This window comes from Herbiconiux sp. A18JL235 (assembly GCF_040939305.1).
Taxonomy (GTDB): Bacteria; Actinomycetota; Actinomycetes; order Actinomycetales; family Microbacteriaceae; genus Herbiconiux.
This window is the reverse complement of the sequence record NZ_CP162511.1, coordinates 1,853,147-1,877,124: the sequence shown is the minus strand read 5'-3', so window position 1 is coordinate 1,877,124 and position 23,978 is coordinate 1,853,147. Positions and strand designations below refer to the sequence as shown.

22 protein-coding genes and 1 tRNA gene are annotated in these 23,978 nt (G+C 71.5%); 9 read left to right on the top strand and 14 right to left on the bottom strand.

Annotated features, from left to right (window positions below; all coding sequences use genetic code 11):
• Position 1 precedes the first annotated feature (1 nt).
• From prmC to ABFY20_RS08655, 10 genes are all read right to left on the bottom strand, one after another.
• Positions 2 to 895, bottom strand: coding sequence for a peptide chain release factor N(5)-glutamine methyltransferase (prmC, locus tag ABFY20_RS08700; protein ID WP_368499539.1), 894 nt, complete (start codon positions 893 to 895; stop codon positions 2 to 4).
• A 10-nt stretch (positions 896 to 905) separates the two neighbouring features.
• Positions 906 to 1,985, bottom strand: a complete 1,080-nt coding sequence (gene prfA, locus ABFY20_RS08695; RefSeq protein ID WP_368499538.1) for a peptide chain release factor 1 — start codon at positions 1,983 to 1,985, stop codon at positions 906 to 908.
• On the bottom strand, positions 1,985 to 4,291 hold the full coding sequence (rho, locus tag ABFY20_RS08690) for a transcription termination factor Rho (RefSeq protein ID WP_368499537.1): 2,307 nt from the start codon (positions 4,289 to 4,291) through the stop codon (positions 1,985 to 1,987). Before rho ends, prfA begins: the two co-directional genes overlap by 1 nt.
• A 192-nt stretch (positions 4,292 to 4,483) precedes the next feature.
• Positions 4,484 to 5,455 (bottom strand): homoserine kinase, encoded by a 972-nt coding sequence (thrB, locus tag ABFY20_RS08685; RefSeq protein ID WP_368499536.1) that lies wholly within the window; start codon positions 5,453 to 5,455, stop codon positions 4,484 to 4,486.
• On the bottom strand, positions 5,452 to 6,558 hold the full coding sequence (gene thrC, locus ABFY20_RS08680; protein ID WP_368499535.1) for a threonine synthase: 1,107 nt from the start codon (positions 6,556 to 6,558) through the stop codon (positions 5,452 to 5,454). Before thrC ends, thrB begins: the two co-directional genes overlap by 4 nt.
• On the bottom strand, positions 6,558 to 7,895 hold the full coding sequence (locus ABFY20_RS08675; protein WP_368499534.1) for a homoserine dehydrogenase: 1,338 nt from the start codon (positions 7,893 to 7,895) through the stop codon (positions 6,558 to 6,560). The genes thrC and ABFY20_RS08675 overlap by 1 nt, the downstream gene beginning before the upstream one ends.
• The gene (lysA, locus tag ABFY20_RS08670; RefSeq protein ID WP_368499532.1) at positions 7,892 to 9,298 is read right to left on the bottom strand and encodes a diaminopimelate decarboxylase; all 1,407 of its coding nucleotides are present in this window, start codon (positions 9,296 to 9,298) and stop codon (positions 7,892 to 7,894) included. The genes ABFY20_RS08675 and lysA overlap by 4 nt, the downstream gene beginning before the upstream one ends.
• 137 nt (positions 9,299 to 9,435) lie before the next feature.
• Positions 9,436 to 10,233, bottom strand: coding sequence for a DUF2993 domain-containing protein (locus ABFY20_RS08665; protein WP_368499531.1), 798 nt, complete (start codon positions 10,231 to 10,233; stop codon positions 9,436 to 9,438).
• A 57-nt stretch (positions 10,234 to 10,290) separates the two neighbouring features.
• Positions 10,291 to 11,967 carry an arginine--tRNA ligase gene (gene argS / locus ABFY20_RS08660; protein WP_368499530.1) on the bottom strand — a complete coding sequence of 559 codons (1,677 nt, stop codon included), beginning with the start codon at positions 11,965 to 11,967 and terminating at the stop codon, positions 10,291 to 10,293.
• 85 nt (positions 11,968 to 12,052) lie between these two features.
• Positions 12,053 to 12,847, bottom strand: a complete 795-nt coding sequence (locus ABFY20_RS08655; RefSeq protein WP_368499529.1) for a transglutaminase family protein — start codon at positions 12,845 to 12,847, stop codon at positions 12,053 to 12,055.
• Positions 12,848 to 12,928: 81 nt separating this feature from the next.
• Here ABFY20_RS08655 and ABFY20_RS08650 point away from each other — a divergent pair.
• From ABFY20_RS08650 to ABFY20_RS08635, 4 genes are all read left to right on the top strand, one after another.
• Positions 12,929 to 13,001: transfer RNA gene (locus ABFY20_RS08650), tRNA-Arg, on the top strand.
• 121 nt (positions 13,002 to 13,122) lie between these two features.
• The gene (locus ABFY20_RS08645) at positions 13,123 to 13,323 is read left to right on the top strand and encodes a hypothetical protein (RefSeq protein ID WP_368499528.1); all 201 of its coding nucleotides are present in this window, start codon (positions 13,123 to 13,125) and stop codon (positions 13,321 to 13,323) included.
• Positions 13,324 to 13,451: 128 nt separating this feature from the next.
• Complete coding sequence (locus ABFY20_RS08640) at positions 13,452 to 13,811, top strand: hypothetical protein (protein ID WP_368499527.1); 360 nt, start codon at positions 13,452 to 13,454, stop codon at positions 13,809 to 13,811.
• Between the two features lie 175 nt (positions 13,812 to 13,986).
• On the top strand, positions 13,987 to 14,178 hold the full coding sequence (locus tag ABFY20_RS08635; protein WP_368499526.1) for a hypothetical protein: 192 nt from the start codon (positions 13,987 to 13,989) through the stop codon (positions 14,176 to 14,178).
• 33 nt (positions 14,179 to 14,211) lie between these two features.
• On the opposite strand, the gene ABFY20_RS08630 is transcribed toward ABFY20_RS08635, so the two are convergent.
• Both ABFY20_RS08630 and ABFY20_RS08625 read right to left on the bottom strand, forming a co-directional pair.
• Positions 14,212 to 15,513, bottom strand: coding sequence for a C40 family peptidase (locus ABFY20_RS08630; RefSeq protein WP_368499525.1), 1,302 nt, complete (start codon positions 15,511 to 15,513; stop codon positions 14,212 to 14,214).
• Positions 15,514 to 15,681: 168 nt separating this feature from the next.
• Positions 15,682 to 16,419, bottom strand: a complete 738-nt coding sequence (locus tag ABFY20_RS08625; protein ID WP_368499524.1) for a gamma-glutamyl-gamma-aminobutyrate hydrolase family protein — start codon at positions 16,417 to 16,419, stop codon at positions 15,682 to 15,684.
• A 105-nt stretch (positions 16,420 to 16,524) separates the two neighbouring features.
• Here ABFY20_RS08625 and ABFY20_RS08620 point away from each other — a divergent pair, with 105 nt between their 5' ends.
• From ABFY20_RS08620 to ABFY20_RS08600, 5 genes are all read left to right on the top strand, one after another.
• The gene (locus tag ABFY20_RS08620) at positions 16,525 to 18,783 is read left to right on the top strand and encodes a TPM domain-containing protein (RefSeq protein WP_368499523.1); all 2,259 of its coding nucleotides are present in this window, start codon (positions 16,525 to 16,527) and stop codon (positions 18,781 to 18,783) included.
• Positions 18,784 to 18,861: 78 nt separating this feature from the next.
• Positions 18,862 to 19,605, top strand: a complete 744-nt coding sequence (locus ABFY20_RS08615) for a PspA/IM30 family protein (RefSeq protein ID WP_368499522.1) — start codon at positions 18,862 to 18,864, stop codon at positions 19,603 to 19,605.
• A 15-nt stretch (positions 19,606 to 19,620) separates the two neighbouring features.
• Positions 19,621 to 20,460 (top strand): arginase family protein, encoded by an 840-nt coding sequence (locus ABFY20_RS08610; protein ID WP_368499521.1) that lies wholly within the window; start codon positions 19,621 to 19,623, stop codon positions 20,458 to 20,460.
• Positions 20,461 to 20,515: 55 nt separating this feature from the next.
• The gene (locus ABFY20_RS08605) at positions 20,516 to 21,964 is read left to right on the top strand and encodes an NAD(P)/FAD-dependent oxidoreductase (RefSeq protein ID WP_368499520.1); all 1,449 of its coding nucleotides are present in this window, start codon (positions 20,516 to 20,518) and stop codon (positions 21,962 to 21,964) included.
• On the top strand, positions 21,961 to 22,362 hold the full coding sequence (locus ABFY20_RS08600; protein WP_368499519.1) for a Fe-S oxidoreductase: 402 nt from the start codon (positions 21,961 to 21,963) through the stop codon (positions 22,360 to 22,362). The genes ABFY20_RS08605 and ABFY20_RS08600 overlap by 4 nt, the downstream gene beginning before the upstream one ends.
• A gap of 19 nt (positions 22,363 to 22,381) precedes the next feature.
• On the opposite strand, the gene ABFY20_RS08595 is transcribed toward ABFY20_RS08600, so the two are convergent.
• Positions 22,382 to 22,768: an SIP domain-containing protein gene (locus tag ABFY20_RS08595; protein ID WP_368499518.1), complete on the bottom strand. Its 387-nt coding sequence runs from the start codon at positions 22,766 to 22,768 to the stop codon at positions 22,382 to 22,384.
• Between the two features lie 44 nt (positions 22,769 to 22,812).
• Positions 22,813 to 23,943, bottom strand: coding sequence for an acyl-CoA dehydrogenase family protein (locus ABFY20_RS08590; RefSeq protein ID WP_368499517.1), 1,131 nt, complete (start codon positions 23,941 to 23,943; stop codon positions 22,813 to 22,815).
• Positions 23,944 to 23,978 lie beyond the last annotated feature (35 nt).

Here is a 23,978-nt window from a genome sequence, read left to right as displayed (position 1 = left end):
GTCAGCGCACGGCGGTGGTGGCGCGGTCACGCCCGGTGAGGTCGCGGTGCGTCGCCACGGCGCGCCAGCCGTCGGCGGTGAGGAGCGCGCGCATCTCGGCGCCCTGCAGGTCGCCGTGCTCGATGACCAGGGCTCCACCCGGGCGGAGCAGGCGGCGCGCGGTGGCCGAGACCTCGCGCACCACGACGAGACCGTCGTCGCCCCCGTAGAGCGCCTGCTCGGGGTCGAACAGCCGCACCTCGGGGTCGCGCGGAATCGCGCCGAGCGGAATGTACGGGGGGTTCGACACCACGACGTCGACCGTGCCGTCGAGCTCGGGCAGGGCGTCGGCGAGGTCGATGAACACCAGCCGCGCGTTGCCGGGATCGACCCGGCGCAGATTCTCCTTCGCCCAGACGAAGGCGCGCGGCGAGTTCTCGACGCCCACCACCGCCGCGTGCGGCACCTCGACGGCGAGCGACAGCGCGATGGCCCCACTGCCGGTGCCGAGGTCGACCGCGACCGGTGGGTCCTCCCCCGCCGGCACCACCGCGCGCAGGGCGTCGATGGCGAGGCCGGCGACGAACTCCGTCTCGGGCCGAGGCACGAACACGCCAGGGCCCACCGAGAGCTCGAGGGAGCGGAACCAGGCGACGCCCGTGATGTGCTGCAGCGGCTCGCGCGCAGCACGGCGTTCGACGGCCTCGACGATGGCGAGCGTGTCTTCGGGGCCGACCGGAGCATCCGTCACCGTCATCGACTGCACCCGGCCGCGCGAGGCGCCGAGCACGTGCCCGATGAGCAGCTCGGCGTCGACCTGCGGATCGAGCACGCCGCCGGCGGCGAGGATCTCGACCGAGCGCTGGTAGAGCGAGCGCACGGTGACGGGTCGGTCCCTGGTCTCGGAGACGGTCATCCCCCGGCGCCTAGCTCTCGGTGCCCACCGCGGCGAGCCGCGACTCCTCGTCGGCGGCGATCGCCGACTGGATGATGGGCTCGAGAGCGCCGTCCATCACCTGGTCGAGGTTGTAGGCCTTGAACCCGGTGCGGTGGTCGGCGATGCGGTTCTCGGGGAAGTTGTAGGTGCGGATGCGTTCCGAGCGGTCGACCGAGCGGATCTGGCTCTTGCGCGCGGCACTGGCCTCGGCGTCGAGCTCCTCCTGCTGCTTGGCCAGGATGCGCGCACGCAGCACGCGCATCGCCGCCTCGCGGTTCTGCAGCTGGCTCTTCTCGTTCTGCATCGAGACCACGATGCCCGTCGGCAGGTGGGTGATGCGCACCGCGGAGTCGGTCGTGTTCACCGACTGGCCACCGGGGCCGGAGGAGCGGAAGACGTCGATCTTGAGGTCGTTCTGGTTGATCTCGACCTCTTCGGGCTCGTCGACCTCGGGGAAGACCAGCACGCCCGCGGCGGAGGTGTGGATGCGGCCCTGCGACTCGGTGGCGGGAACCCGCTGCACGCGGTGCACCCCGCCCTCGTACTTCAGGTGCGCCCAGACGCCCTCGGCGGGGTCGCTCGAGCGCCCCTTCACCGCGATCTGCACGTCTTTGTAGCCGCCCAGATCGCTCTCGGTGCGTTCGAGGAGCTCGGTCTTCCAGCCCTTCGACTCGGCGTAATGCAGGTACATGCGGAGGAGGTCGGCGGCGAAGAGCATGCTCTCGGCACCGCCCTCGCCCGCTTTGATCTCCATGATCACGTCGCGCGCGTCGTCGGGGTCGCGCGGGATGAGCAGGCGCCGCAGCTTCTCGGCGTTCTCCTCGAGGCTCACCTCGAGGGCGGGGATCTCGTCGGCGAAGGCCGGATCTTCGGCGGCCAGCTCACGCGCGGCCTCGAGGTCGTCGACGTTCTGCTGCCAGGCGGCGTGCGCGGCGACGATGCGGCTGAGCTCGGCGTAGCGCCGGTTCACCCGCTTCGAGCGCGCCGGGTCGCCGTGCAGTTCGGGGTCGGAGAGCTGCTGCTGCAGGTCGTCGTGCTCGGCCCGCAGCGCGGCCACGGACTCGAACATCACTCCCCCTTGTGGTGACCGTTGCCGTTGCCGCCCGCGGGGGTGGGCATCGACTTCTGCACCTGCATGAGGAACTCCACGTTCGAGGAGGTCTCCTTGAGGCGCGACAGCACGATCTCGAGGGCCTGCTGCTGGTCGACGCCCGCGAGGGCACGGCGCAGCTTCCAGGTGATCTTGGTCTCGTCGGCGCCCATGAGCAGCTCTTCGCGACGGGTCGACGAAGCGTTCACGTCGACGGCCGGGAAGATGCGCTTGTCGGCGAGCTGGCGCGACAGACGCAGCTCGGAGTTGCCGGTGCCCTTGAACTCCTCGAAGATCACCTCGTCCATCTTCGAGCCGGTCTCCACCAGCGCGGTGGCGAGGATGGTGAGCGATCCGCCGTTCTCGATGTTGCGCGCCGCGCCGAAGAAGCGCTTCGGCGGGTAGAGAGCGGATGCGTCGACACCGCCCGAGAGGATGCGGCCCGAAGCCGGTGACGCCAGGTTGTAGGCGCGGCCGAGGCGGGTGATGGAGTCGAGCAGCACGACCACGTCGTGGCCGAGCTCGACCAGTCGCTTGGCGCGCTCGATGGCGAGCTCGGCGACCGTCGTGTGGTCTTCGGCGGGACGGTCGAAGGTGCTCGCGATGACCTCGCCCTTCACCGTGCGCTGCATGTCGGTGACCTCTTCGGGTCGCTCGTCGACCAGCACCACCATGAGGTGCACCTCGGGGTTGTTGGTCGAGATCGCGTTGGCGATCTGCTGCAGCACGATGGTCTTGCCGGCCTTCGGGGGCGCGACGATGAGGCCGCGCTGGCCCTTGCCGATGGGGGCCACCAGGTCGATGATGCGCTGCGTCAGCTTGGCCGGCTCGGTCTCGAGGCGCAGGCGCTCCTGCGGGTAGAGCGGGGTGAGCTTGCCGAACTCGACGCGGTTCTGCGCCTCGTCGACGGGGAGGCCGTTGATCGACTCGATGCGCACGATGGCGTTGTACTTCTGGCGGCCGCCCGCGTCGCCCTCGCGGGGCTGGCGGATGGAGCCGACGACGGCGTCGCCCTTGCGCAGGTTGTACTTCTTCACCTGGCCGAGCGAGACGTAGACGTCGCTGTTGCCCGGGAGGTAGCCGCTCGTGCGCACGAAGGCGTAGTTGTCGAGGATGTCGAGGATGCCGGCCACAGGCAGCAGCACGTCGTCTTCGCTGATCTCGGGCTCGACGTCGTCGCCGCCCGACTGGCCGCGGCGCTTGCGGTCGCGGTACCGGTTGCGTGCGCCTCGCTCGCTGCGCTCCTCCTCGGCGGGGCCGTTCCGGTCGTTGCCGCGCTGGCCCGACTGCTCGCCCTGCTGCTTGGACTCGTTCTGCGCGTTGCCGCCCTGGCCCGAGCCGCCCTGAGCGGCGCCGTTCTGGCCACTGCTGTTCTGGCCGCCGCTGTTCTGGCCGTTGCCGCCCTGAGCGGCGCCGTTCTGGCCGCCGCCGTTCTGGCCGCCGCCGTTCTGGCCCTGCGCGTCGGCGTTCTGGTTCGCACCGCCGTTGTTGTTGCGGTTGCGACCACGGCGGTTGCGACCACGGCCGCCCTCGGGCCGCTCGTTCTGCTCGGGCTGGACGCCCTGCTCCGAACCCTCGACCGCGGCGGGCTGCTCGGCGTCGTTCTGCCTGGTGTCGTTCTGCTTGGCGTCGTTCTGCTCGCCCTGCTCGGCCGGCACGAGGCCGGCGACGGTGGCGTCGTCACGGTTCAGGTGGCCACCGGCCGGCACACGCTCCGCGCCGCGACGCGAGCCGCCGCGCTCGGCTGCGGGAGCCTCCTCGCCACTGCGGCCGGAGGCGGTGCGCTCGATGGCGTAGCCGCCGTCGACCGACGTGACGCGGCGCGAACCGCGACGCTTGGGGGCGACCGGGCCCTCGGGCAGTTCGATGACGATCTGCTCGCGCGGGGCGCTCTGCGTCGCCGGGGCCGCACGCAGCAGCTCGTCGGGAACGATCGGGCCGTCGACCGGCGCTGCCTGATCGGCGGCGGGGGTGTCGAAGTCGAAGGTGAGTGGCGCGGAAGCCGGCGCCTCGTCGGCGGGGGCCGCCGGTGCCTCATCGGCGGGGGCCGCCGGTGCCTCATCGGCCGAGGCGGGAGCCGCTGCCTCGGGCTCCGCAGCGACGGGCTCGAGCGTCACCGGGAGGCCGGCGGGGAGCTCCTGGCCCTCCTGAACCTTACGGATGGCCTCGATGAGGTCGCCCTTGCGGAGCTTGGAAGCGCCGGCCATGCCGAGCTGGGAGGCGATCGCCTGCAGCTGGGAGACCTTCAGTGTCGAGAGCTCGGCGCTTGAGTTGACGTCTGTCACGGGAGAAATGTGTCCTTCCCCTGCCGGCAGGAAGAGCCAGACAGAGACTGCCTGCGCACCGCTACGTCGTCGGTGTGCGCGATCACCGGGATCGCCCACGGGGCCGGAACGTCTCTGCACGCGGCAGGAATGAGTTGAGGAAATACAGCCGGGACGGGATTCGAAGAACCCCGGAGCTTAGTCGCTCGGAGGTTACTTGCCTTCGTCCGGGTGCAGCACAACTGTAGCACCTTTGAAGTCGACGGCCAGAACGAGCGACTGCCAGGGTGTCGCGGAGCGCCGGGCGACGAGCTCGACGGCTTCGAGCCGCTGCCCGGGGTCGCTGCAGAGCACCAGGATGCTGGGGCCGGCCCCCGAGACGACCGCAGGGAAGCCCTCGGCGCGGAGCTCCTGGATGAGCCGGTCGGTCTCGGGCATGGCGCTCGCCCGGTAGCTCTGGTGCAGCTTGTCCTCCGTCGCCGCGAGCAGCAGCTCGGGGCTCTGGATGAGCGCGGCGATCAGGAGCGTCGAGCGCGACACGTTGAAGATGGCGTCGGCGTGCGGCACCGACTCCGGCTGGAGGCTGCGCGCCAGCGCGGTCGACATCGTCTCCTGCGGCACGAGCACGAGCGGCGAGACGCCGCGGTGCACGTTGAGCTTCTTGAACTGGGGGCCTTCCGGGGTGACCCAGGCGATGGTGAGCCCGCCGAAGAGGCCGGGTGCGACGTTGTCGGGGTGGCCCTCGAGCTCGGTCGCGCGGGCCAGGAGGCCGAGCGGGTCGATCTCGACGATGCCGGAGAGCAGGCCCTTGGCGGCCATGATGCCCGAGACGATCGCCGCGCCCGAGGAGCCGAGGCCCCTGCCGTGCGGGATGACGTTGCGCGCCGTGAGGTGGAGCCCGGGCAGCGGCTGCCCGTAGGCGGCGAAAGTGTGCGCGATCGAGCGCACCACGAGGTTGCTCTCGTCGGTGGGCACCTCGCCCGCACCGACGCCGTTCACGTCGACGAAGGCACCCGGCTGCTCGCGCACCGTGACGGTGAGCTCGTCGTAGAGCGCCAGGGCGAGCCCGAGGGTGTCGAAGCCGGGCCCGAGGTTCGCCGTGGTGGCCGGAACCCGCACGGTGACCGTGCGCCCCACCGGCACGACGGCCTCCGCGGTACCCTCCGTCGAGGGGGCGTCGGTCACGACGCGTCTTTCGCGAGGCCGAGCACGCCGGCGATCTCGGCGGTGTCGACGGGCACGATCGTGGGCTGCACCTCGGAGCCGTCGGCCGACTTGAGGGCCCACTGCGGGTCTTTCAGGCCGTGGCCGGTGACCGTGATGACGACGGTCGCGCCCGCGGTGATGACGCCGGCGGCCGCGCGCTCGAGGAGTCCGGCCACGCCGATCGCAGAGGCCGGCTCGACGAAGATGCCGACTTCGGCCGAGAGCAGGCGGTGGGCGGCGAGGATGTCGGCGTCGCTGATGGCGCCGAAGTACCCGTCAGTGCGCTCGCGCGCCTGGAGCGCGAGCTCCCACGAGGCCGGGTTGCCGATGCGGATGGCGCTGGCGATGGTGTCGGGGTCGAGCACCGGGTGGCCGAGCACGATGGGGGCCGAACCCTCGGCCTGGAAGCCGAACATGCGCGGCAGCTTGGTGGTGACGCCACGGTCGAGCTCTTCGCCGTAGCCGCGGGAGTACGCGGTGTAGTTGCCCGCGTTGCCGACCGGCAGCAGGTGGAAGTCGGGCGCATCCTGCAGCACCTCGACCACCTCGTAGGCTGCGGTCTTCTGGCCGTTGATGCGGTCGGGGTTCACCGAGTTCACGAGGTGCACCGGGTAGTTCTCGGCGAGCTCGCGGGCGAGGTCGAGGCAGTCGTCGAAGTTGCCCTGCACCTGGATGAGCTCGGCGTTGTGCGCGATGGCCTGGCTGAGCTTGCCGAGGGCGATCTTGCCCTCGGGCACCAGCACGGCGGCGGTGATGCCGGCGTGGGTGGCGTAGGCGGCGGCCGAAGCCGAGGTGTTGCCGGTGGAGGCGCAGATGACGGCCTTCGCACCGTGCTCGACGGCCTTCGAGATGGCCATGGTCATGCCGCGGTCTTTGAACGAGCCGGTGGGGTTCATGCCCTCGAACTTGATGTACACCTTGGCGCCGGTGCGCGCGGAGAGCGCGGGGGCGGGGATGAGCGGGGTGCCGCCCTCCCCCAGCGTCACGACGGGAGTGGCGTCGGTGATGTCGAGCCGGTGGGCGTACTCGTGAAGGACCCCGCGCCACTGGCGGGAGGGGATGCGGGGCGTGCTGTCGGCCACTAGGGCGTTTCTCCTTCGACTCGTAGGACTGATTCCACCCGAACGACGGCGTCGTGCGAGGAAACAGCCGCCACCGTGGCCGAGAGGGCCGCGTCGGTGGCTTCGTGCGTGACTATCACAAGGGTAGCGGTGAGCGGCTCGTCGCCCGACCGCCCGGGCGGCGCGGTGGCGACGGTCTGCTGCACGGCCTCCACCGAGACGCCGTGCTCGCTGAACAGCCCGGCGATCTGAGCGAGCACACCCGGCTTGTCGGTGACGACGAGGGTGAGCTGGTAGCGGGTGGTGACGGCGCCGATCGGGAACACCGGGAGGTTCGCGTGCGTCGACTCCCCCACGCCGGGGCCTCCGGCAAGGTGCCGGCGCGCTGCCGACACCAGGTCGCCGAGCACCGCGGAGGCCGTCTCGGTGCCGCCGGCACCCGCGCCGTAGAACATGAGGTCGCCCGCGGCCTCCGCCTGCACGAACACGGCGTTCTTGGCCTCGTGCACGGCGGCGAGCGGATGACGCCGGCTGATGAGCGAGGGATGCACGCGGGCGACGACGCCCTCGACGCCCGTCTCGGGGTCGGTGAGACGCTCGCAGATGGCGAGCAGCTTCACCACGAAACCCGCCTTCTCGGCGGCCTCGACCTGGGCTGCCGTGACGGTGGTCATGCCCTCACGGTGCACGGCCTCGACCGGCACCACGGTGTGGAAGGCGAGACTGGCGAGGATTGCCGCCTTCTGCGCGGCGTCGTAACCCTCCACGTCGGCCGTGGGATCGGCCTCGGCGTAGCCGAGCTCGGTCGCCACGGCGAGAGCGTTCTCGAACGAGTCGCCCTCGAGGTCCATGCGGTCGAGGATGAAGTTGGTGGTGCCGTTGACGATGCCCATCACGCGGTGCACGCGGTCGCCTGCGAGCGAGTCGCGGAGCGGACGGATGATCGGGATGGCTCCACCGACCGCCGCCTCGTAGTAGAGCTGGGCGCCCACCTGGTCGGCGACGGCGAAGAGCTCCGGGCCGTGCGTGGCGAGCAGCGCCTTGTTGCCGGTGACGACGTCGGCACCCGAGTTCATGGCGAGGGTGATGTATTCGCGGGCGGGCTCGAGGCCCCCCATCAGCTCGATCACGATGTCGGCCGACTGGATGAGGGCCGTCGCATCGGTGGTGAGCAGCTCGCGCGGGATGGCGCTGTCGCGCGGGGCGTCGACGTCGCGCACCGCCACGCCGACGAGCTCGAGACCGGCGCCGACGCGGGCCGCGAGTTCGTCGCCGTGCTCGAGCAGCAGCCGGGCGACCTGCGAGCCGACCGAGCCTGCCCCGAGCAGGGCGATCCTGAGGTTGCGGTATTCGATCATCGTGACTCTCCGAGGTAGGCGGTGTCGCGCGCGAGCAGGTCGTGCTCGGTCTCGCGGCGGATCAGCACCCGGGCCTCGCCGCCTGCGACGGCGACGACGGCGGGACGCCCGAGGTAGTTGTAGTTGCTCGACAGCGACCAGCAGTAGGCGCCGGTCGCCGGCACCATCACGAGGTCGCCCGGGGCGACATCGCCCGGCAGGTAGTCGGCCTGCACCACGATGTCGCCGCTCTCGCAATGCTTGCCCACCACGCGCACGAGCGCCGCATCCGCGTCGCTCGTGCGATTCGCGAGGCGCACGGAGTAGTCGGCGCCGTAGAGCGCGGGCCGGGCGTTGTCGCTCATGCCGCCGTCGACGCTCACGTAACGGCGCACGGAGTCGGTGCCGTCGGCACCCACGAGCACGTCTTTGATGGTGCCCACCTCGTAGAGGGTGGCGCCCGAGCGGCCGATCACGGTGCGACCGGGTTCGAAGGCGAGCGCGGGAACCGGGATGCCGAGGCGGGCGCACTCCGTCGCGACGGTGCCGACGATGAGCGACGCCAGCTCGGCGATCGGGGTCGGGTCGTCGGCGGTGGTGTAGGCGATGCCGAAGCCGCCGCCGAGGTTGAGCTCGGGCACGTCGCCGTCTGCGAGCAACTCGGCCTGCAGCTCCAGCAGGCGCGCAGCCGACTCGGCGAAGCCCTCCGAACCGAAGATCTGCGAACCGATGTGGCAGTGCAGACCCAGGAAGCGCAGCGACTCGTGCGAGCGGATGGCGGCGACGTACTCGGCCGCCTGATCGAGCCGCACCCCGAACTTCTGGTCTTCGTGGGCGGTGGCGAGGAAGTCGTGGGTGTGGGCGTGCACGCCGCTGTTCACCCGCAGACGCACCTCTTGCACGCGGCCGAGCCGCGCAGCTGTCGCCGCGACCCGCTCGATCTCGATGGCGCTGTCGAGAACGATCACGCCGACGCCCGTCGCGACGGCCCGCTCGATCTCGTCGAGCGACTTGTTGTTGCCGTGGAGACCGAGGTGCGCGGGGTCGACGCCTGCGGCGAGAGCGACCGCGAGCTCTCCCCCGCTGCAGACGTCGATCGAGAGACCGGCCTCGCTCATCCAGCGCGCGACCTCGATGGTGAGGAACGCCTTCCCCGCGTAGTACACCTTCGCGCGGGTGCCGGCCTCGGCGGCGGCGGTGTCGAAGGCGGCGCGCACCTCGACGGCCCTGGCCCGTGCATCCGTCTCGTCGACGACGTAGAGCGGGGTGCCGAAGCGCTCGGCGAGCCGGGAGACGGCGACCCCGCCGATCTCGATCTCGCCGGCGGCCGTGCGACCCGCGGTGGCGGGCCAGACGAGCGGCGGCAGCGCATCGGCATCGGCAGGCTCGGAGAGCCACTCGGGGGCGAGCGGGCTGGAGGTCATGAACGGTTCCCTTGGCGGTGTCGTCGACGTGCGGATGCACGGCCTGGCGAGTGGAAGGGGCGAGCGGACCCGGCTTGGTCCCTGAAGCCGTTCCCGGGGTGCGATCACCCGGGTGCTACGAGCTTAGCGGCTCCGGCTCACCCGCAGCTGCCGAGGGTGCGCAGGCTCTCCTCGTCGACCACGAAGTCGTCGGCCGAGAGCACGGCCGTGGCACGGCCCTCGGTGATCTCGAGCGAGTCGACGGTGGCGCCCTCGGGGAGGTACTGCGCGACGCACACGGAGATGGGGTCGTCGGCGAGGCTGCCGAGCAGCTGGTCGAGGTCGATGTCGAGGTTGCCCGCCCCCTGGGTGAGCGAGGCCGAGCGCGGCTCGACGAGCACACGGTCGCCGTCGGCGGTGACGACGCCCGTCACCTGGTAGCCGAGCTGGAAGCCGAAGATCGACAGCGTGCCCTCGTAGGAGACGTCGCCCGCGCCCAGCACGAGCCCGGAGTCGCCCGGGATGTCGACGATGCCGTTCACCGCATCCTGATCGATGGAGATCGAGGCGCTGATGGTCTCGATCGGCTTCATGAGATCGGTGGGCACCCCGTTGGCCACCGCGTGGGCGGCGAGCGGCACGCCGTTCACCGAGAGCTCTGGCGCGTCGAGCACGACCTCGGAGAGCCTGCCGGTGAGGGCCTGGGCGAGGAAGGAGAAGCCGCCGATCTCGACGGTGACGTCGCCCTCGACGTTCTCGGGCAGCTGTTCCTCGATCTGGGCGGCCGCCTGGGACTCGACCGAGGCACGCACCGCGATGTCGGCGATCACGAGCCCGACGGCGACGAGCACGAGCACCACCACGAGCACCCACGGCCAGCGGCGCCGGCGCCGCGCCGGGGCGGTCGCTACGGGAGGGGTGGCGGCGGGCGGCGGAGTGATCGGCTCTGTCGTCATGCGTCAATCCTGCCGTGTGCGGCGCGCATCCGCTTCGACGACGGATGCGCGCACGCCTCACATGCGGTCGGGAGCGGAGACGCCGATGAGATCGAGACCGTTGCGGATGACCTGGCCGGTGGCGTCGTTCAGCCACAGCCGGGTGCCGTGGATGGCCGAGACCTCCTCGTCGCCGAACGGCAGCACACGGGTGGCGTCGTACCAGCGGTGGTAGTGGCCGGCCAGGTCTTCGAGGTAGCGGGCGACACGGTGCGGCTCGCGCAGCTCGGCGGCGTGCGCGAGCACCCGAGGGTACTCCTGCAGGGCGCCGAGGAGCGCGGTCTCGGTGGCGTGGTCGAGGAGCGCGGGCTCGAAGGCGTCGCGGGTGACACCTGCCGCGGAGGCGTTGCGCGCCACGGAGCGGGTGCGGGCGTGGGCGTACTGCACGTAGAACACCGGGTTGTCGTTGGTGCGCGAGCGCAGCTTCTCGCCGTCGAGCGACAGCGGCGAGTCGGCCGGGTAGCGGGCGAGCCAGAAGCGCAGGGCGTCGGCGCCGAGCCAGTCGAGGAGGTCGTCGAGCTCGATGATGTTGCCGGCGCGTTTGGAGAGCTTCGCGCCGTTGAGGTTCACCAGCTGGCCGATGAGCACGCTGAGCCCGGTGTCGGGGTCGTCGCCCGCCGCAGCGGCGAGGGCCTTGAGGCGCCCCACGTAGCCGTGGTGGTCGGCGCCCAGCAGGTAGATCTTCTCGGGGAAGCCGCGGTCTTTCTTCGACAGGTAGTACGCCGCGTCGGCGGCGAAGTAGGTGACGACACCGTTGCCGCGGGTGAGCACGCGGTCTTTGTCGTCGCCGAAGTCGGTGGTGCGCACCCAGACGGCGTCGTCGGCCTCGAACACGTGCCCCTGGGCGCGCAGTCGCTCCTCGGCGTCGTCGATGGCGGTCTTGCCGGTCACCGCATCCGGAGTGTGGAGGGTGCGCTCGGAGAAGAACACGTCGAAGTGCACGTGGAAGTTCGCCAGCGACTGCTTGATCTCGGCGAGCTGGTACTCGTAGGCGAGGTCGCGGGCGATCGCCACCGCCTCGTCGTGCGGTTTCTCGAGCAGATCGGGCACCGCCTCGAGCACGCGCTGGGCCAGGGTCTGGATGTAGGCGCCCGGGTAGCCCTTCTCGGGCGTGGGCTCTCCCTTCGCGGCGGCGAGCACCGAGAGGCCGAAGACGTCCATCTGGCTGCCGGCGTCGTTGATGTAGTACTCGGCGGTGACCTCGGCTCCGGATGCGCGCAGCACCCGGGCGATCGAGTCGCCGAGGGCGGCCCAGCGGGTGTGGCCGATGTGCAAGGGGCCGGTGGGGTTTGCCGAGACGAACTCCATGTTGATGGTGTGGCCGGCGAGCACGTCGCTGCGGCCGAACGACTCCCCCGCCTCGACGATGGTGCGGGCGATCTCGGCGGCCGCCGCGGTCTCGAGAGTGATGTTGATGAAGCCGGGGCCCGCCACCTCGACGGAGGCCACGCCGTCGATCGCCTCGATCGCCGGGGCGAGCTCGAGGGCGAAGGCGCGCGGGTTGGTGCCGAGGCGCTTGGCGAGCTTCATGGCGATGTTCGACGCCCAGTCGCCGTGCTCCCGGTTGCGCGGGCGCTCGAGCGCGGTGTCGGCCTCGGTGACGGTGAGCGCGGGCTCGCCGTTCTCGGGCGCGACCGCGGCCAGGCGGGCCGTCACGATGGCGAAGAGGTGGGCGGAGAGGTCTTCGGGAGTCACGAGGGTCGATTCTATCCCGGCGGATGCGGGGCGATCGGCGGCCGAGCAGGGAGGGAGGGCCGGTGGTGCGGGCTCGGCCCCGCGGTCAGCCGAGCTCGACGAGGAGGTCGAGGTCGTCGATCGGGAGGAGGTCGGCGGTGGCGGTGACCTCGAGGCGGTCGAGGGTGAGGTAGCCGCCGTGGTTGGTGAGGAACGCGGTGTCGGCGGCGTCGCGGCCGGTCGCGATGCGCACGAGGCTCTGCCGGGGCGCGAGCACGGTGGCGTCGATGACGTGCCAGGCGCCCTCGGTGTAGGCCTCGGCGACGGCGTGGAAGTCCATCGGCGACAGACCGGGCGCGTAGACGGAGACCAGGCGGGCCGGCACATCGAGCGCGCGCAGCAGAGCGATGGCGAGGTGCGCGTAGTCGCGGCACACGCCCTGGCGCAGGAGCAGGGTCTGCACCGCGCCGTCGGTCGGGGCGCTCGACCCCGGTACGTAGCGGAGCTCGGCCCCCACCCACGAACTCACCGCGTCGAGCAGCGCCCGGCCCTCGAGCCCCGTGAACTCGGCGGCGGCGGTGGGCAGCAGCCTGTCCGACTCGCAGTAGCGGCTCGGGCGGAGATAGCGGATGAGGTCGAGCTCGTCGATCGGCGCCGGTGCGGCCTTGCCATCGACCTCGGCGTGGTAGCGCGCCGTGAAGCCGCCCGGCGGAACGTCGAAGCGGTGCAGGCGGGTGCCGAGCGCATCCGTCAGCTCCACCGGTTCGATCGGTTCGCCGTCAATGCGGTAGTCGATCGACTCCGCGACGACGTCGGCCCCTTGGGCGACGGCGAGCGAGAACACGACGGTGGTGGCGCGGTCGACGGTGGCGTCGATCTCGGCGGACACGATGCGCTTCATGACACGATCCTCACACGGCTGACGAGGTGGTGATGACGGTGGCGGCCCCCACGGCCTGCTACCCTGGATAACGCACCCCGGGCCCCCATAGCTCAGGGGATAGAGCGTCTGCCTCCGGAGCAGAAGGCCGTAGGTTCAAATCCTACTGGGGGCACACCATCCACCCGCCTCGAGCGTTCTCGGCGGATTCCGCCCTCCGCATCCCCCTGGCTCTACAATGCTGGGCACGGCCCACCCAGCCGCACCCGTGTCATCGTCAGCGAAGGAGCGCGATCATGACAGCCGTCGAGACGTTCAGGAGCCGCAACATGTGGCACAACCGGATGCAGGGCGAGGAGAGCGACCTCTCCACCCACGTCATCCGCACCCAGGCCATCGCCGAGGGCCGCACCTGGGCGATGACCCGCCAGTGCGACCACATCATCCGCAACGCCGACGGCACCGTCGAGTCGATCACCTCCTACGCCCGCGACTGACCCGCCCCTGACGGCGACCGGCGGCGGTCCTCGCTGTCGGACACGAGCTGCTGGACGGACCGGAAGACGGTACGCTCACGCCATCGGCTGCCCGGCTGTATCTGCTCCGCACGCTCGACGCCGATCACGTGCCGGGTGACTCCCTCGCCGAGTTCAACCAGCTCATTCCCTGCTGCGGACACTTCATCTGGGAGGAGGAGGGTCGCTGCGTGATCCTGGGCTGCCCCTCCGGCGTCGACCTGTCCGTCGTCACCGTAGGAGATCGCGTCACCCTCACTCGCGGGAACCGCTCTGCCGTCGCGACGCGCTCGCAATGGCGCGACGCGATTCTCGGATTCGTCGATCAGATCGACGCGTTCTACGCCGACTCCGCTCCTCGAGCACCGATCGACGACAACGAGTTGTCCGCCGGCTGGGCGTCGTTCTTGCGAGAGTGGCGCCACCGCCGCCACGCTGGCGCTCAAGAGAGTGTGGGTTTTGCTGACTGAGCCCACAGCGCGCGACGAGTGGGCACTCGCGGCGGCGCCTTCGTTTCCTGGGGCTCCTTCTCGTCGTAGGGTGCACGCAGGGTGTGGGGAGAGGCGCGAGCTTTGAACGAGGGGTGATCGTGGTTGCGATGTTGGTCGGCATCGCCTCCGCGTCGTTGTGCGCGAGGTGGTGGAGATGACCTTCTACGTGCTGTTGGCCGCATCGCTGGTGTGCATTCTCGTTCCGGCGTTCTGGCAGGGCCGGCATCCGAGGTACAGGAGAGGCGAGCCCCAGTTCCGGATGCGGCTGTTCATGCTCGGCCTCGCCGCGTTCGGGGCGTCGCTCGCGATTCTGAACCTCGTGCTGTTTCTGCTGGTGCAGCGGTGACGAGTGACGTTCCGGCTCGCACGGGGCGGCGGGTCAGACGAGGCGGACGAAGTAGTAGCTGCCCCAGAGGCCGGTGGCGTGGGTGACGTAGCGGCCCCAGTCGGGTGAGTGGATGACGCCGCCGTGGCCGTCGTAGATGCCGATGTGGGCTCCGGGCCACACCACGAGGTCGCCGGGCTGGGCGTCTTGGGGCGACACGCGCACGCCCATCGCGGCCTGGCGGCTCACCAGGCGCGGCAGGGAGATGCCGAACTGGCCGTAGACGTACTGGGTGAGACCGTCGCAACCGAAGCTGTCGTTGGGGTCTGCTCCCCAGCCGTAGGGGACGACGCCGACGAACTGCTCGGCGTAGTCGACGACGGCCTGGCCGCTGTACGACTGGGCGGGCGGAGAGACCGAGATGCCGCCGCCACCGCCGCCTGACGAGCCACCGCCGCCGCCGCCTGACGAGCCGCCACCGCCACCGGCAGCCTCGCGGTTCCGCGCCTCCTCCTCGGCAGCAGCAGCAGCCGCAGCCGCAGCCGCCTGCTCCTCGGCGATGCGCCGCTGGCGCTCGGCCTCGACGCCGGCCTGGTACTGAGCCTCGGTGGTGATCGTGTTCTGCTGCAGGGCGGCGAGCTGCACGGTGAGCTCCGCCTGATGCTTCTCCTGCTCGAGCAGCGCCCCCTGCACCGCCTTCTGCGCCTCGACCGCGGCCTGCAGCGACGCGTCGGCAGCCGCCGCGAGGGAGGCGAGCTCGGCCTGGGCCACGTCGGCCTGGTCGCTCAGCGACGACGCGGTGTTCGCATCCTGCTTCGCCTTCTCGAACACGCCCTGGCTGGTCTCGCTGAGCTTCGACATGGCGCCGAGCTGATAGAGCAGGTCGTCGCTGCCGTCGCCCGAGACCATGAGCCGCGAGGTGAGGTCGTTGCCGGCGCTCCGCGCGAACTGGCCGGCGAGGGCCGCGGCCCGCCGGTTCGACTCCTCTGAGCGGGCGGCGGCGGCATCGGCGCCGGCCCGCAGCTCGTCGGCCTTCCTGGTGCCTTCGGTGAGCGCCTGCTGCGCCACCTGGTCGGCCTGCCAGGCCTGATCGGCCACGGCTTCGGCGGCGGAGACCTCGGCCTCGAGCCCGCTGATGAGCCCCTGCAGCTCGGCGATCTGCGCCGACTTGGCCGTCTCGCTCGACTTGGCCGCGAGCACGTCGTCCCACGACGGGTAGTCGGTGGCGGCTGCGGGCGAGCCCGCCATCAGCGTGGCGACGAGGGCCCCCACCGCCAGAAGCGCGCCGGACGACCTCACGGCTCGGCGCCGGCGCGCGTGAACGACGCCCGTGCTCGTCTCAACGGTGGTGTGCATAGGGGTTCCCGACCGATCGGATGCTGCGCCGACAACCCAAGCCCGTCACTTGTGTCTCACTCGTCACAGAAACAACACGAGTCACATTAGCAACACACCGGCGATTCGCCCAGCCCGAGCGGAAACCCGACGTATAGTTCGCGCCCCAGCCGGGCGTGTCGCAGGGGCTCAGGCGGCGAGACGGAGAGCGGGCGTCGCCAGGCCGGCGAGGAGAGCACCGAGCTGCCCACGCGGCGCGCGCGGGTCTTCGGGGTGCCACTGCACACCCGTGATGGGCGCGGTCTCGTGCTCGACCGCCTCGATCAGACCGTCGGATGCACGGGCGACGACCCGGAGGCCCTCACCCAGCCGGTCGATGGCCTGATGGTGCGCACTCCGCGTGATCACCCGGCCGCCGAGAACCCCGTGCAGACGCGAGCCCGGCTCCAGCTCGACCTCGTGGTCGCTCATCACCCGATGGATCTCGACGCCGTCGTTGCGATGCCCCGAGTGCTCACCCAGGTCTTGCACGAGCGTGCCGCCGAGGGCCACGTCGATGATCTGGTGACCGCGGCAGATGCCGAGGAGCGGCGTGTGCCGCCCGAGCGCCCGGCCGACCAGCGCGATCTGCGCCTCGTCGGCGCGCTCGGCGTGGGCGCCCTCGGCGCGGTAGCCGCGCGCCGCCCGGTAGAACTCGGGCGCGATGTCCTCTCCCCCGAGCAACACCAGCGCCGCGGCGCGCTCGGTGCGGCGAAGGGTGGTGGCGACGGAGACGTCGGCTGCTGCCACCCTCTCGACCCGCCAGCCCGCGCGACGCGCCCCCCGCGCGGTGCGCTCTGCCAGCATCGCCGAGTACGCGTGGTACTCAGGGGCGTGCGGGCGCGCATCCGTCACGGAGACGATGCTGAGCAGGGGGGCTGACGACACCTCTCCATCCTGTCGAGCGGCACGGCGGCGCGCATCCGTGACGTCACACGACGCAACACAGATTCCGGAGGCGCTTTCGAGCGGTCCCTCCTAGACTCGGGAGGGATGAGAGCTCAGCACCGAACTCGCCGCGTCGCGAGCATCCGATCCGTCCTCGCCGCCGTCGCCGGCCTCGCCGCGGGGCTCCTCGTTCCTGTGCTGCTCATCGCAGCACCGGCCTCCGCCACCGACCCCGTCGACCTGGCCGGCCGCTATGTCGTCGACGACGCCGGCGTTCTCGACGCCGCCGCCCTGCAGCAGGTGCAGGACGCCGTCGACGAGCTGGCCACCGAGCAGGGCGTCAACCTGTTCGTCGTCTACACCGACTCGTTCACGAACCCCTCCGACCGCCAGGCCTGGACGGACGAGGTCGCCTCGATCAACCAGTTCGGCCGCAACGACGTGCTGCTCGCGGTGGCCGTCGACGATCGCGTCTACCAGCTGTCGGTCGACTCGTCGTTCGCCCTCGACGACGACCAGCTCACCTCCATCGAGACCGACGACATCGTGCCGCAGCTGCACGACTCCGACTGGGCGGGCGCCGGCGTCGCCGCAGCCGACGGCATCTCGCGCGAGCTCGGCGGCGACGGGGTCGCCGGGGGCTCGGGTCACGCGCAGGAAGGTCTCGGCATCGGCGGCTTCATCTGGGTGATCGCCGGCATCATCATCGTCGTGGGCCTCGCCGTGCTGGTGATCGTGCTGGTGCGTCGCCGCAAGACGCTCGACCGGCGCGACACGGCCGCCGCCGAGCTGGCGGGCCCCACACAGAAGGAGCTCGACCAGCGAGTGGGTGCCGTGCTCATCGACCTCGACGACGCGGTCACCTCGAGCGAGGAAGAGCTCGGGTTCGCCGTCGCGCAGTTCGGCCAGGAGGCGACAGCCCAGTTCACCACTGTCCTCGGTGAGGTGAAGGGGTCGCTCTCGCAGGCGTTCGCCCTCAAGCAGAAGCTCGACGACGCGGTTCCCGACACCGACGAGGAACGTCGTGCCTGGTCGCAGCAGATCATCGAGATCTGCGACGCCGCCGCCGACCGCCTCGACGACCAGCTCGAAGCCTTCACCGCCCTCCGCGACCTCGAACGCGACCCCGCACCCGCCCTCGCCGCGGCGCGCCAGACGCTCGCCACCGTGGGCGCCTCCGAAGACGACGCCAGGGCTCGCCTCGCCACGCTCGGCACGAACTACGACCCCGGGGCCCTCGGCACGGTGGCGGGCAACGTCGACCAGGCCGACAAGCTCCGCGACTTCGCCGAGGCCGAGCTCGACACCGCCGCAAGGCTCGTCGGGGCGGCGGATGCGTCGACGGCGGCCGGGCCGTCGGCGAGCCCGGCGGCTCACGCGAACCCCGCCCCGACCCCCGCCGCCCAGGCCGGCGCAGCCGCCCCGGTCGGCTCACCCGACTCGGCCGCAGCGCGGGGCGGCAGCGCCGAGGCGGCCCTGCGCATCCGCAATGCCCAGCAGGCACTCGCCCAGGCGGTCACTCTGCTCGAATCCCTCGCCACCCTCGAGCGCGACCTCGGCGCCGCCCAGTCGGGCCTCGGTGCCGCCGTCGACGACGCCGCCCTCGACATCGCCGAGGCGGAGAAGCTCGCCGCAGCGCAACCCGGGGCGAACGCCGAGATCGAGCGCATGGCGGCGGCTCTCCGCATCGAGCTCGACCGGGCCCGTTCGCTCGGCGCGCGCGACCCGCTGAACGCACGCATCGCGCTCGAGAAGGCGAACGCGCCGCTCGACACCGCCCTCGCCGCCCTTCGCGACGAACGGGAGCGGGCGGCGCGGCTCCAGGCGCAACGCGACCGCGCGATCGCTTCGGCGCAGAGCGAGGTCGCTGCCGCTCAGAGCTTCCTGCAGACCCGCCGCGGCGCCGTCGGGTCGGACGCCCGCACCCGGCTCTCCGAGGCCGAACGGCACCTGCAGCAGGCGATCGCCCTCTCCGCCACCGATCCCGCGAGGTCGCTCGACGAGGCCACCCAGGCTTCGAGGATGGCCTCCCTCGCCACCGCCTCCGCCCAACAGGACGTCACGTGGGCCCGCGACACGAACTGGGGCGCGGGAACGTCGAGCTCCTCCCGCGACGACAGCTTCGGCGGCGCCGTCCTCGGCGGCATCCTGGGCGGGCTCTTCGACGACGACCGGGGTGGCGGCAGCAGCTGGTCGAGCGGCTGGAGCGGCGGCTGGGGCGGGGGCAGCCGAGGAAGCAGCTGGTCGAGCAGCAGGCGCTCGAGCGGCGGGAGCTTCGGCGGCGGCCGGTCGAGCAGCAGGGCGAGCAGGTCGAGCAGCCGCTCGAGCGGCGGCGGTCGACGCGGCGGAGGCGGCCGCTTCTGACCCCGCCGGCCTGACCCCGATACAGGGACCATCAACCACACGACACGATTGATCACGCACGACACGAAGGAGAACCACATGTCCACCAAGCAATCGATCTTCGGCCGCATCGCCCAGCTCGCGAAGGCCAACATCAACGCGTTGATCGACCAGGCCGAAGACCCGCAGCTCATGCTCGACCAGCTGGTGCGCGACTACACCTCGAACATCGCCGACGCCGAGAGCGCCATCGCGCAGACCATCGGCAACCTGCGTCTGCTCGAGGACGACCACCGCGAAGACGTCGCGGCCGCCGCCGACTGGGGCCGCAAGGCCCTCGCCGCGAGCACCAAGGCGGATGAGTTCCGCGCTGCGGGCAACACGGTCGACGCCGACAAGTTCGACGCCCTGGCCAAGGTCGCACTGACGCGCCAGCTGCAGTCGGAGAACGAGGCCAAGAGCGCCGAGCCCTCCATCGCGTCGCAGACCGAGTCGGTCGAGAAGCTCAAGTCGGGCCTTGCCGCCATGAAGGAGAAGCTCAACCAGCTGAAGATGAAGCGCGACAACCTGGTCGCCCGCGCCAAGACCGCCGAGGCGCAGGGCAAGGTGCAGGATGCGCTGAAGAACATCAACGTGCTCGACCCGTCGAGCGACCTGGGCCGCTTCGAAGACAAGATCCGCCGCGAGGAGGCGCGGGTGCGTGGCCAGGAGGAGCTGAACGCCTCCAGCCTCGACGCTCAGTTCGAGAGCCTCGACGACCTCGGTGAGCTCACCGAGGTCGAGGCGCGCCTGGCCGCGCTGAAGGCCGGCTCGCCCACCAAGGCCGTCACGAGCGGCGAGTAGCGGGCAGCGGCAGTCATGTCGGCGACCTTCATCGTGGTGCCGCAGTGGCAGGGCTCGAGCTCGAGCCGGGCCATGCGGCTGATCGACGGCGCCGAGGCGATCCGCGGCGACCTCCCGTCGGCGGCGACGCGTACCGTCGAGATCCCGGCGGGAGCCGGCGAGTCCCTCGAGACGGGGATCGCCCGCTTCTCGTCGATCTCGGCGGTCGCCGACGCCCTCGACGCAGCGCTCGACGACACGGTGCCCGGCATGACCCCGGTCGTCGTGGGCGGCGACTGCGGTGTCGAGTACGCCGCCGTGCGCCACGCCGTGGCGGCGCGGAGCGAACCCGTCGCCGTGGTGTGGTTCGACGCCCACCCCGACATCCACTCCCCCGAGACCTCGCCCACGGGCGCCTTCCACGACATGGTCGTGCGGGCCCTGCTGGGCGAGGCTCCCGAGCAGCTCACCGGCGGGCGTCGCGTCGTGGCGCCTGAGCACCTCGTGCTCGCCGGCACGCGGGCGTTCGACGACGCCGAGGCCGCCTACCTCGGCTCCACCTCGATCGCCGTCATCGACGCCGACGGCCTCGGCCGTGGCCCACAGGCGCTCGTCGACGCGGTGCGCGCCACGGGAGCCGGGGCCGTCTACATCCACGTCGACCTCGACGTGCTCGACCCGGCCGAGATCAGCGGCATCACGCATCCCGAACCGTTCGGGCTGAGCGTCGCCGCTCTCACCGACGCCGTGCGCGCCGTGCGGGCCGAGTTCGAGCTCGTCGGCGCGGGGATCACCGAGTTCGCGCCGAGCGCTCCGGATGCGGTGGTCGACGACCTCCCCGCCATCCTGCGCATCGTGTCGGCCCTGGTGCGCTGAGCGAGCATCCTCCGCCCACCCCTTCCCACCCCACCAGCGACCAGCAGGAGCAGTCATGTCCCAGGAATTCGACGTCATCGTGATCGGCGCAGGGGCGGTGGGCGAGAACGTCGCCGACCGAGCCGTGCAGGGTGGCCTCACCGTCGCGCTGGTGGAGGCGGAGCTGGTCGGCGGCGAGTGCTCCTACTGGGCCTGCATGCCCTCGAAGGCGCTGTTGCGGGCGGGCGAAGTGGTGCACGCCGCGAAGACGGTCGACGGGGCCGCGCAGGCCGTGACCGGCGACATCGACGTGGCGGCGGTGCTGAAGCGCCGCAACTCGTTCACCAGCGACTGGAACGACAGCGGGCAGGTCGACTGGGTGCGCGGGGCCGGCATCGACCTGGTGCGCGGGCATGCCGTCTTCACGGGGGTGAAGGAGCTGTCGGTGACCGCGGGCGATGGCACCGTGTCGAAGCTCACCGCCCGGCACGCCGTCGTGGTCTCCACCGGCTCGACGGCGCTGCTGCCCGACATCCCCGGCCTCGCCGAGGCGGCGCCGTGGACGAGCCGCGAGGCGACCAGCGCCCAGAGCATCCCCGAGCGCTTCACCGTCATCGGCGGAGGCGTTGTCGCCTGCGAGCTCGCGACCGCCTACGCCACGCTGGGCTCCCGGGTCACGGTGGTGTCGCGCGGCGCGCTGCTGGCGAACCAGGAGCCCTTCGCGGGCGAGGCCGTCGCCGAGTCGCTCGGGGCGATGGGCGTCGAGCTGCACCTCGGCGCCTCACCCGCCTCCGTCGAGCGGCGCCCCGACGGGGTCGTCGTCACCACCCTCGACGACGGCACCGCGATCGAGGGCGACGAGCTGCTCGTCGCCACGGGGCGGCTCCCCCGCACCGGCGACCTCGGTCTCGAGACCGTCGGGCTGGAGCCCGGCGAGTGGCTTCGCACCGACGACACGCTGCTCGTGCTCGGCTCCGACGGCAAGCCGCTCGAGGGCGAGTGGTTGTACGCCACCGGCGACGTCAACCATCGCGCATTGCTGACCCACCAGGGCAAGTACCAGGCGCGGGCCGCCGGCGACGTGGTGGCTGCGCGGGCGAAGGGCGAGCCCGTCGACGACGCCCCGTGGGGACGTCACGTGGCGACCGCCGACCACCAGTCGGTGCCGCAGGTGACCTTCACCGACCCGCAGGTGGCGTCGGTGGGCCTCACCGCCGCCGCCGCAGAGAAGGCCGGCCACAGCATCCGGGTCGTCGACTACGAGATCGGCAACGTCGCGGGAGCGAGCGTGCACACCGACGGCTACCAGGGCACCGCGCGCGCCGTGGTCGACGAGGAGCGGAAGGTGCTGCTCGGCGTCACCTTCGTGGGCCCCGACGTGCAGGAGCTGCTGCACTCCGCCACCGTCGCCGTCGTCGGCGAGGTGCCCCTCTCGCGGCTCTGGCACGCCGTGCCCTCGTACCCCACCATCAGCGAGGTCTGGCTGCGGCTGCTCGAGACCTACGGTCGAGACGGCAGCGCATGAGCGACGAGGGGGCGATGGCCCGCGTGCGAGCCGTGCTCTACGCGCCGCCGGTCGCCCGGGCGGGCTACCTCTACGCCACCGGTGTCGCCCTCCTCATCGGCAGCGTGTTCGGCACCGGGCGCATCCGCCGGGTCGACGGCCTGTTCGTGTGCACGGGGCTGCCGCGCTGGGCCTTCCGCCGCGGCGGCACCTGCGTGGGCGGGGTGTACCTCACCGACGACAACGACGCGCCCGCGGTGCTGCGGCACGAGAAGGTGCACCGGCAGCAGTGGAAGCAGTACGGGATGATGTTCCCGCTGCTCTACGCGCTCGCCGGGCAGAACCCCCTGACGAACCACTTCGAGGTCGAGGCGGGGCTCGAAGACGGGAACTACGTCAAGCGGGGGCGGGCGCGATAGCCCCTGAGCGGGTTCTCGCTCACACCCCGGCGAAGTCGTTCGGCACGTCGCGGCCGAGCCACACGCACACCGCGTCGCCGTCGATCTCGGCGTCGCCGGTCGACATCTCGCCCACCCAGGCCCGTACGGCCCGGCGCAGCGCCTGACCGGGGGCGCAGGCGAGGCCCGTGCCCATCTCGCCGGTGCGGATGTCGCGGCGCAGCCACGTCACGGTGACCCGCTCCGGCGTCTGGATCGGGTCGATCTCGGCCGCCGAGGGCACCTCGACGAAGACCTGGCCATGGGCACGCTCCCCCAGGGTGGCGACGATGGCGCGCACCTCGTCGAGGTTCGACTCGGTGGCGGCGATCAGCACGCGACCGGATGCTCGGGAGACGACGGTGGAGTCGGTGGCGATCTCATACATGGCGAGATCAGTATAGGCATACCTAAGTTAGGCATGCCACACCTCTAGCTGGGAACCGGCTCCGACAGCACCCAGCCGCCGACGATCTCCTGGCTGAACGGCACCGAGTAGGCCATGAGAGCCCCCGCCTGCGCGTCACGGAAGATGCGCTGGATGGGCGAGCGCGCGAGGAAAGCACTGCCACCGCCCACCTTGAGGGCGAGCGCGGCGGCCTTCTTCGCCACCTCGTTGGCGAGCATCTTCGCCTCCGTCGCGGCGGCCATCGCCTGCGGGTCGCGGCGGTCGGCGAGCCACGCGGTCTGCTCCGCGAGCAGCCGCGCCGCACGCAGCTCGGCCCACACCATCGCCGTCTCCGACTTCACCCAGGGGGCGTCGGCGAGCCGCTCGGCCGCCGGCCCCTTCGCCACCGAGGCCGACGCGGTCAGCGCGTCGATCGCCGACTCGGCGATGCCGATCGAGAGCGAGGCGAAGCCGACGGTGATGAGGTTCGCGTAGTCGGCCGGCGGGATGCCGCAGCGCCTCGACGCCGGGAGGTGGGTGCCGTCGAACACGATCGTGCGGCTGCGGGTCGCCCGCATGCCGATGGTCTGGTCGAACTCGGGCAGCGAGAAGGTGTCGTCGCGGTCGACTCCGAAGAAGCCTGGAGTGCCGTCGACGCGGACGTTGAGGAAGACATGGTCGGCGATCTCGGCGCCCGAGACGAAGAGCTTCCGCCCCGAGAGCGTCCAGCCGCCGTCGGCCGGCTCGACGTCTTGCTGCGAGGAGAGGAAGAAGTTGCCGCCGGCGGGCTCCGAGAGCGCGTTCGAGAAGCGCGCGCCCGACCGCAGCCGCTCGGCGAAGAACTCCGCGTTCGAGGGTGTCGAGAGGGTCACCAGGGCATGGGCCGCCCCGATGTGCATGAGCCACACGGCGGCGGCAGCGGGATGCGCGGCGGCGAGGATGCGCACCACCTGCGCCAGAGCGGCGTACGACAGCGTCTCGCCGCCGAACTCCTTCGGCAGGAAGGCGACGTCGAGGCCGCTGGCCGAGATCGCCCGGAGCCCGTCGGCCGGCAGCTCTCCCGAGACGTCGTCGGCGGCGACCTCGCGACTCAATCGTGCGGCGAGGGCCGTCGCGGTCTCGATCCAGGCGAGCTCGTGTTCGGGAACCTGCACCGGAGAGGGTCGGGTGAGCATGGGCTGGTCCTTTCGCGAACGGGTCGGGTGGGGCG

What these genes read in the sequence shown, in the direction of transcription:
- prmC (WP_368499539.1), bottom strand. Translation starts at nt 895, where the DNA reads ATGACCGTCTCCGAGACCAGGGACCGACCCGTCACCGTGCGCTCGCTC.
- prfA (WP_368499538.1), bottom strand. Translation starts at nt 1,985, where the DNA reads ATGTTCGAGTCCGTGGCCGCGCTGCGGGCCGAGCACGACGACCTGCAG.
- ABFY20_RS08675 (WP_368499534.1), bottom strand. Translation starts at nt 7,895, where the DNA reads ATGATCGAATACCGCAACCTCAGGATCGCCCTGCTCGGGGCAGGCTCG.
- lysA (WP_368499532.1), bottom strand. Translation starts at nt 9,298, where the DNA reads ATGACCTCCAGCCCGCTCGCCCCCGAGTGGCTCTCCGAGCCTGCCGAT.
- ABFY20_RS08665 (WP_368499531.1), bottom strand. Translation starts at nt 10,233, where the DNA reads ATGACGACAGAGCCGATCACTCCGCCGCCCGCCGCCACCCCTCCCGTA.
- ABFY20_RS08655 (WP_368499529.1), bottom strand. Translation starts at nt 12,847, where the DNA reads ATGAAGCGCATCGTGTCCGCCGAGATCGACGCCACCGTCGACCGCGCC.
- ABFY20_RS08645 (WP_368499528.1), top strand. Translation starts at nt 13,123, where the DNA reads ATGACAGCCGTCGAGACGTTCAGGAGCCGCAACATGTGGCACAACCGG.
- ABFY20_RS08635 (WP_368499526.1), top strand. Translation starts at nt 13,987, where the DNA reads ATGACCTTCTACGTGCTGTTGGCCGCATCGCTGGTGTGCATTCTCGTT.
- ABFY20_RS08630 (WP_368499525.1), bottom strand. Translation starts at nt 15,513, where the DNA reads ATGCACACCACCGTTGAGACGAGCACGGGCGTCGTTCACGCGCGCCGG.
- ABFY20_RS08620 (WP_368499523.1), top strand. Translation starts at nt 16,525, where the DNA reads ATGAGAGCTCAGCACCGAACTCGCCGCGTCGCGAGCATCCGATCCGTC.
- ABFY20_RS08615 (WP_368499522.1), top strand. Translation starts at nt 18,862, where the DNA reads ATGTCCACCAAGCAATCGATCTTCGGCCGCATCGCCCAGCTCGCGAAG.
- ABFY20_RS08610 (WP_368499521.1), top strand. Translation starts at nt 19,621, where the DNA reads ATGTCGGCGACCTTCATCGTGGTGCCGCAGTGGCAGGGCTCGAGCTCG.
- ABFY20_RS08605 (WP_368499520.1), top strand. Translation starts at nt 20,516, where the DNA reads ATGTCCCAGGAATTCGACGTCATCGTGATCGGCGCAGGGGCGGTGGGC.
- ABFY20_RS08600 (WP_368499519.1), top strand. Translation starts at nt 21,961, where the DNA reads ATGAGCGACGAGGGGGCGATGGCCCGCGTGCGAGCCGTGCTCTACGCG.
- ABFY20_RS08595 (WP_368499518.1), bottom strand. Translation starts at nt 22,768, where the DNA reads ATGTATGAGATCGCCACCGACTCCACCGTCGTCTCCCGAGCATCCGGT.
- ABFY20_RS08590 (WP_368499517.1), bottom strand. Translation starts at nt 23,943, where the DNA reads ATGCTCACCCGACCCTCTCCGGTGCAGGTTCCCGAACACGAGCTCGCC.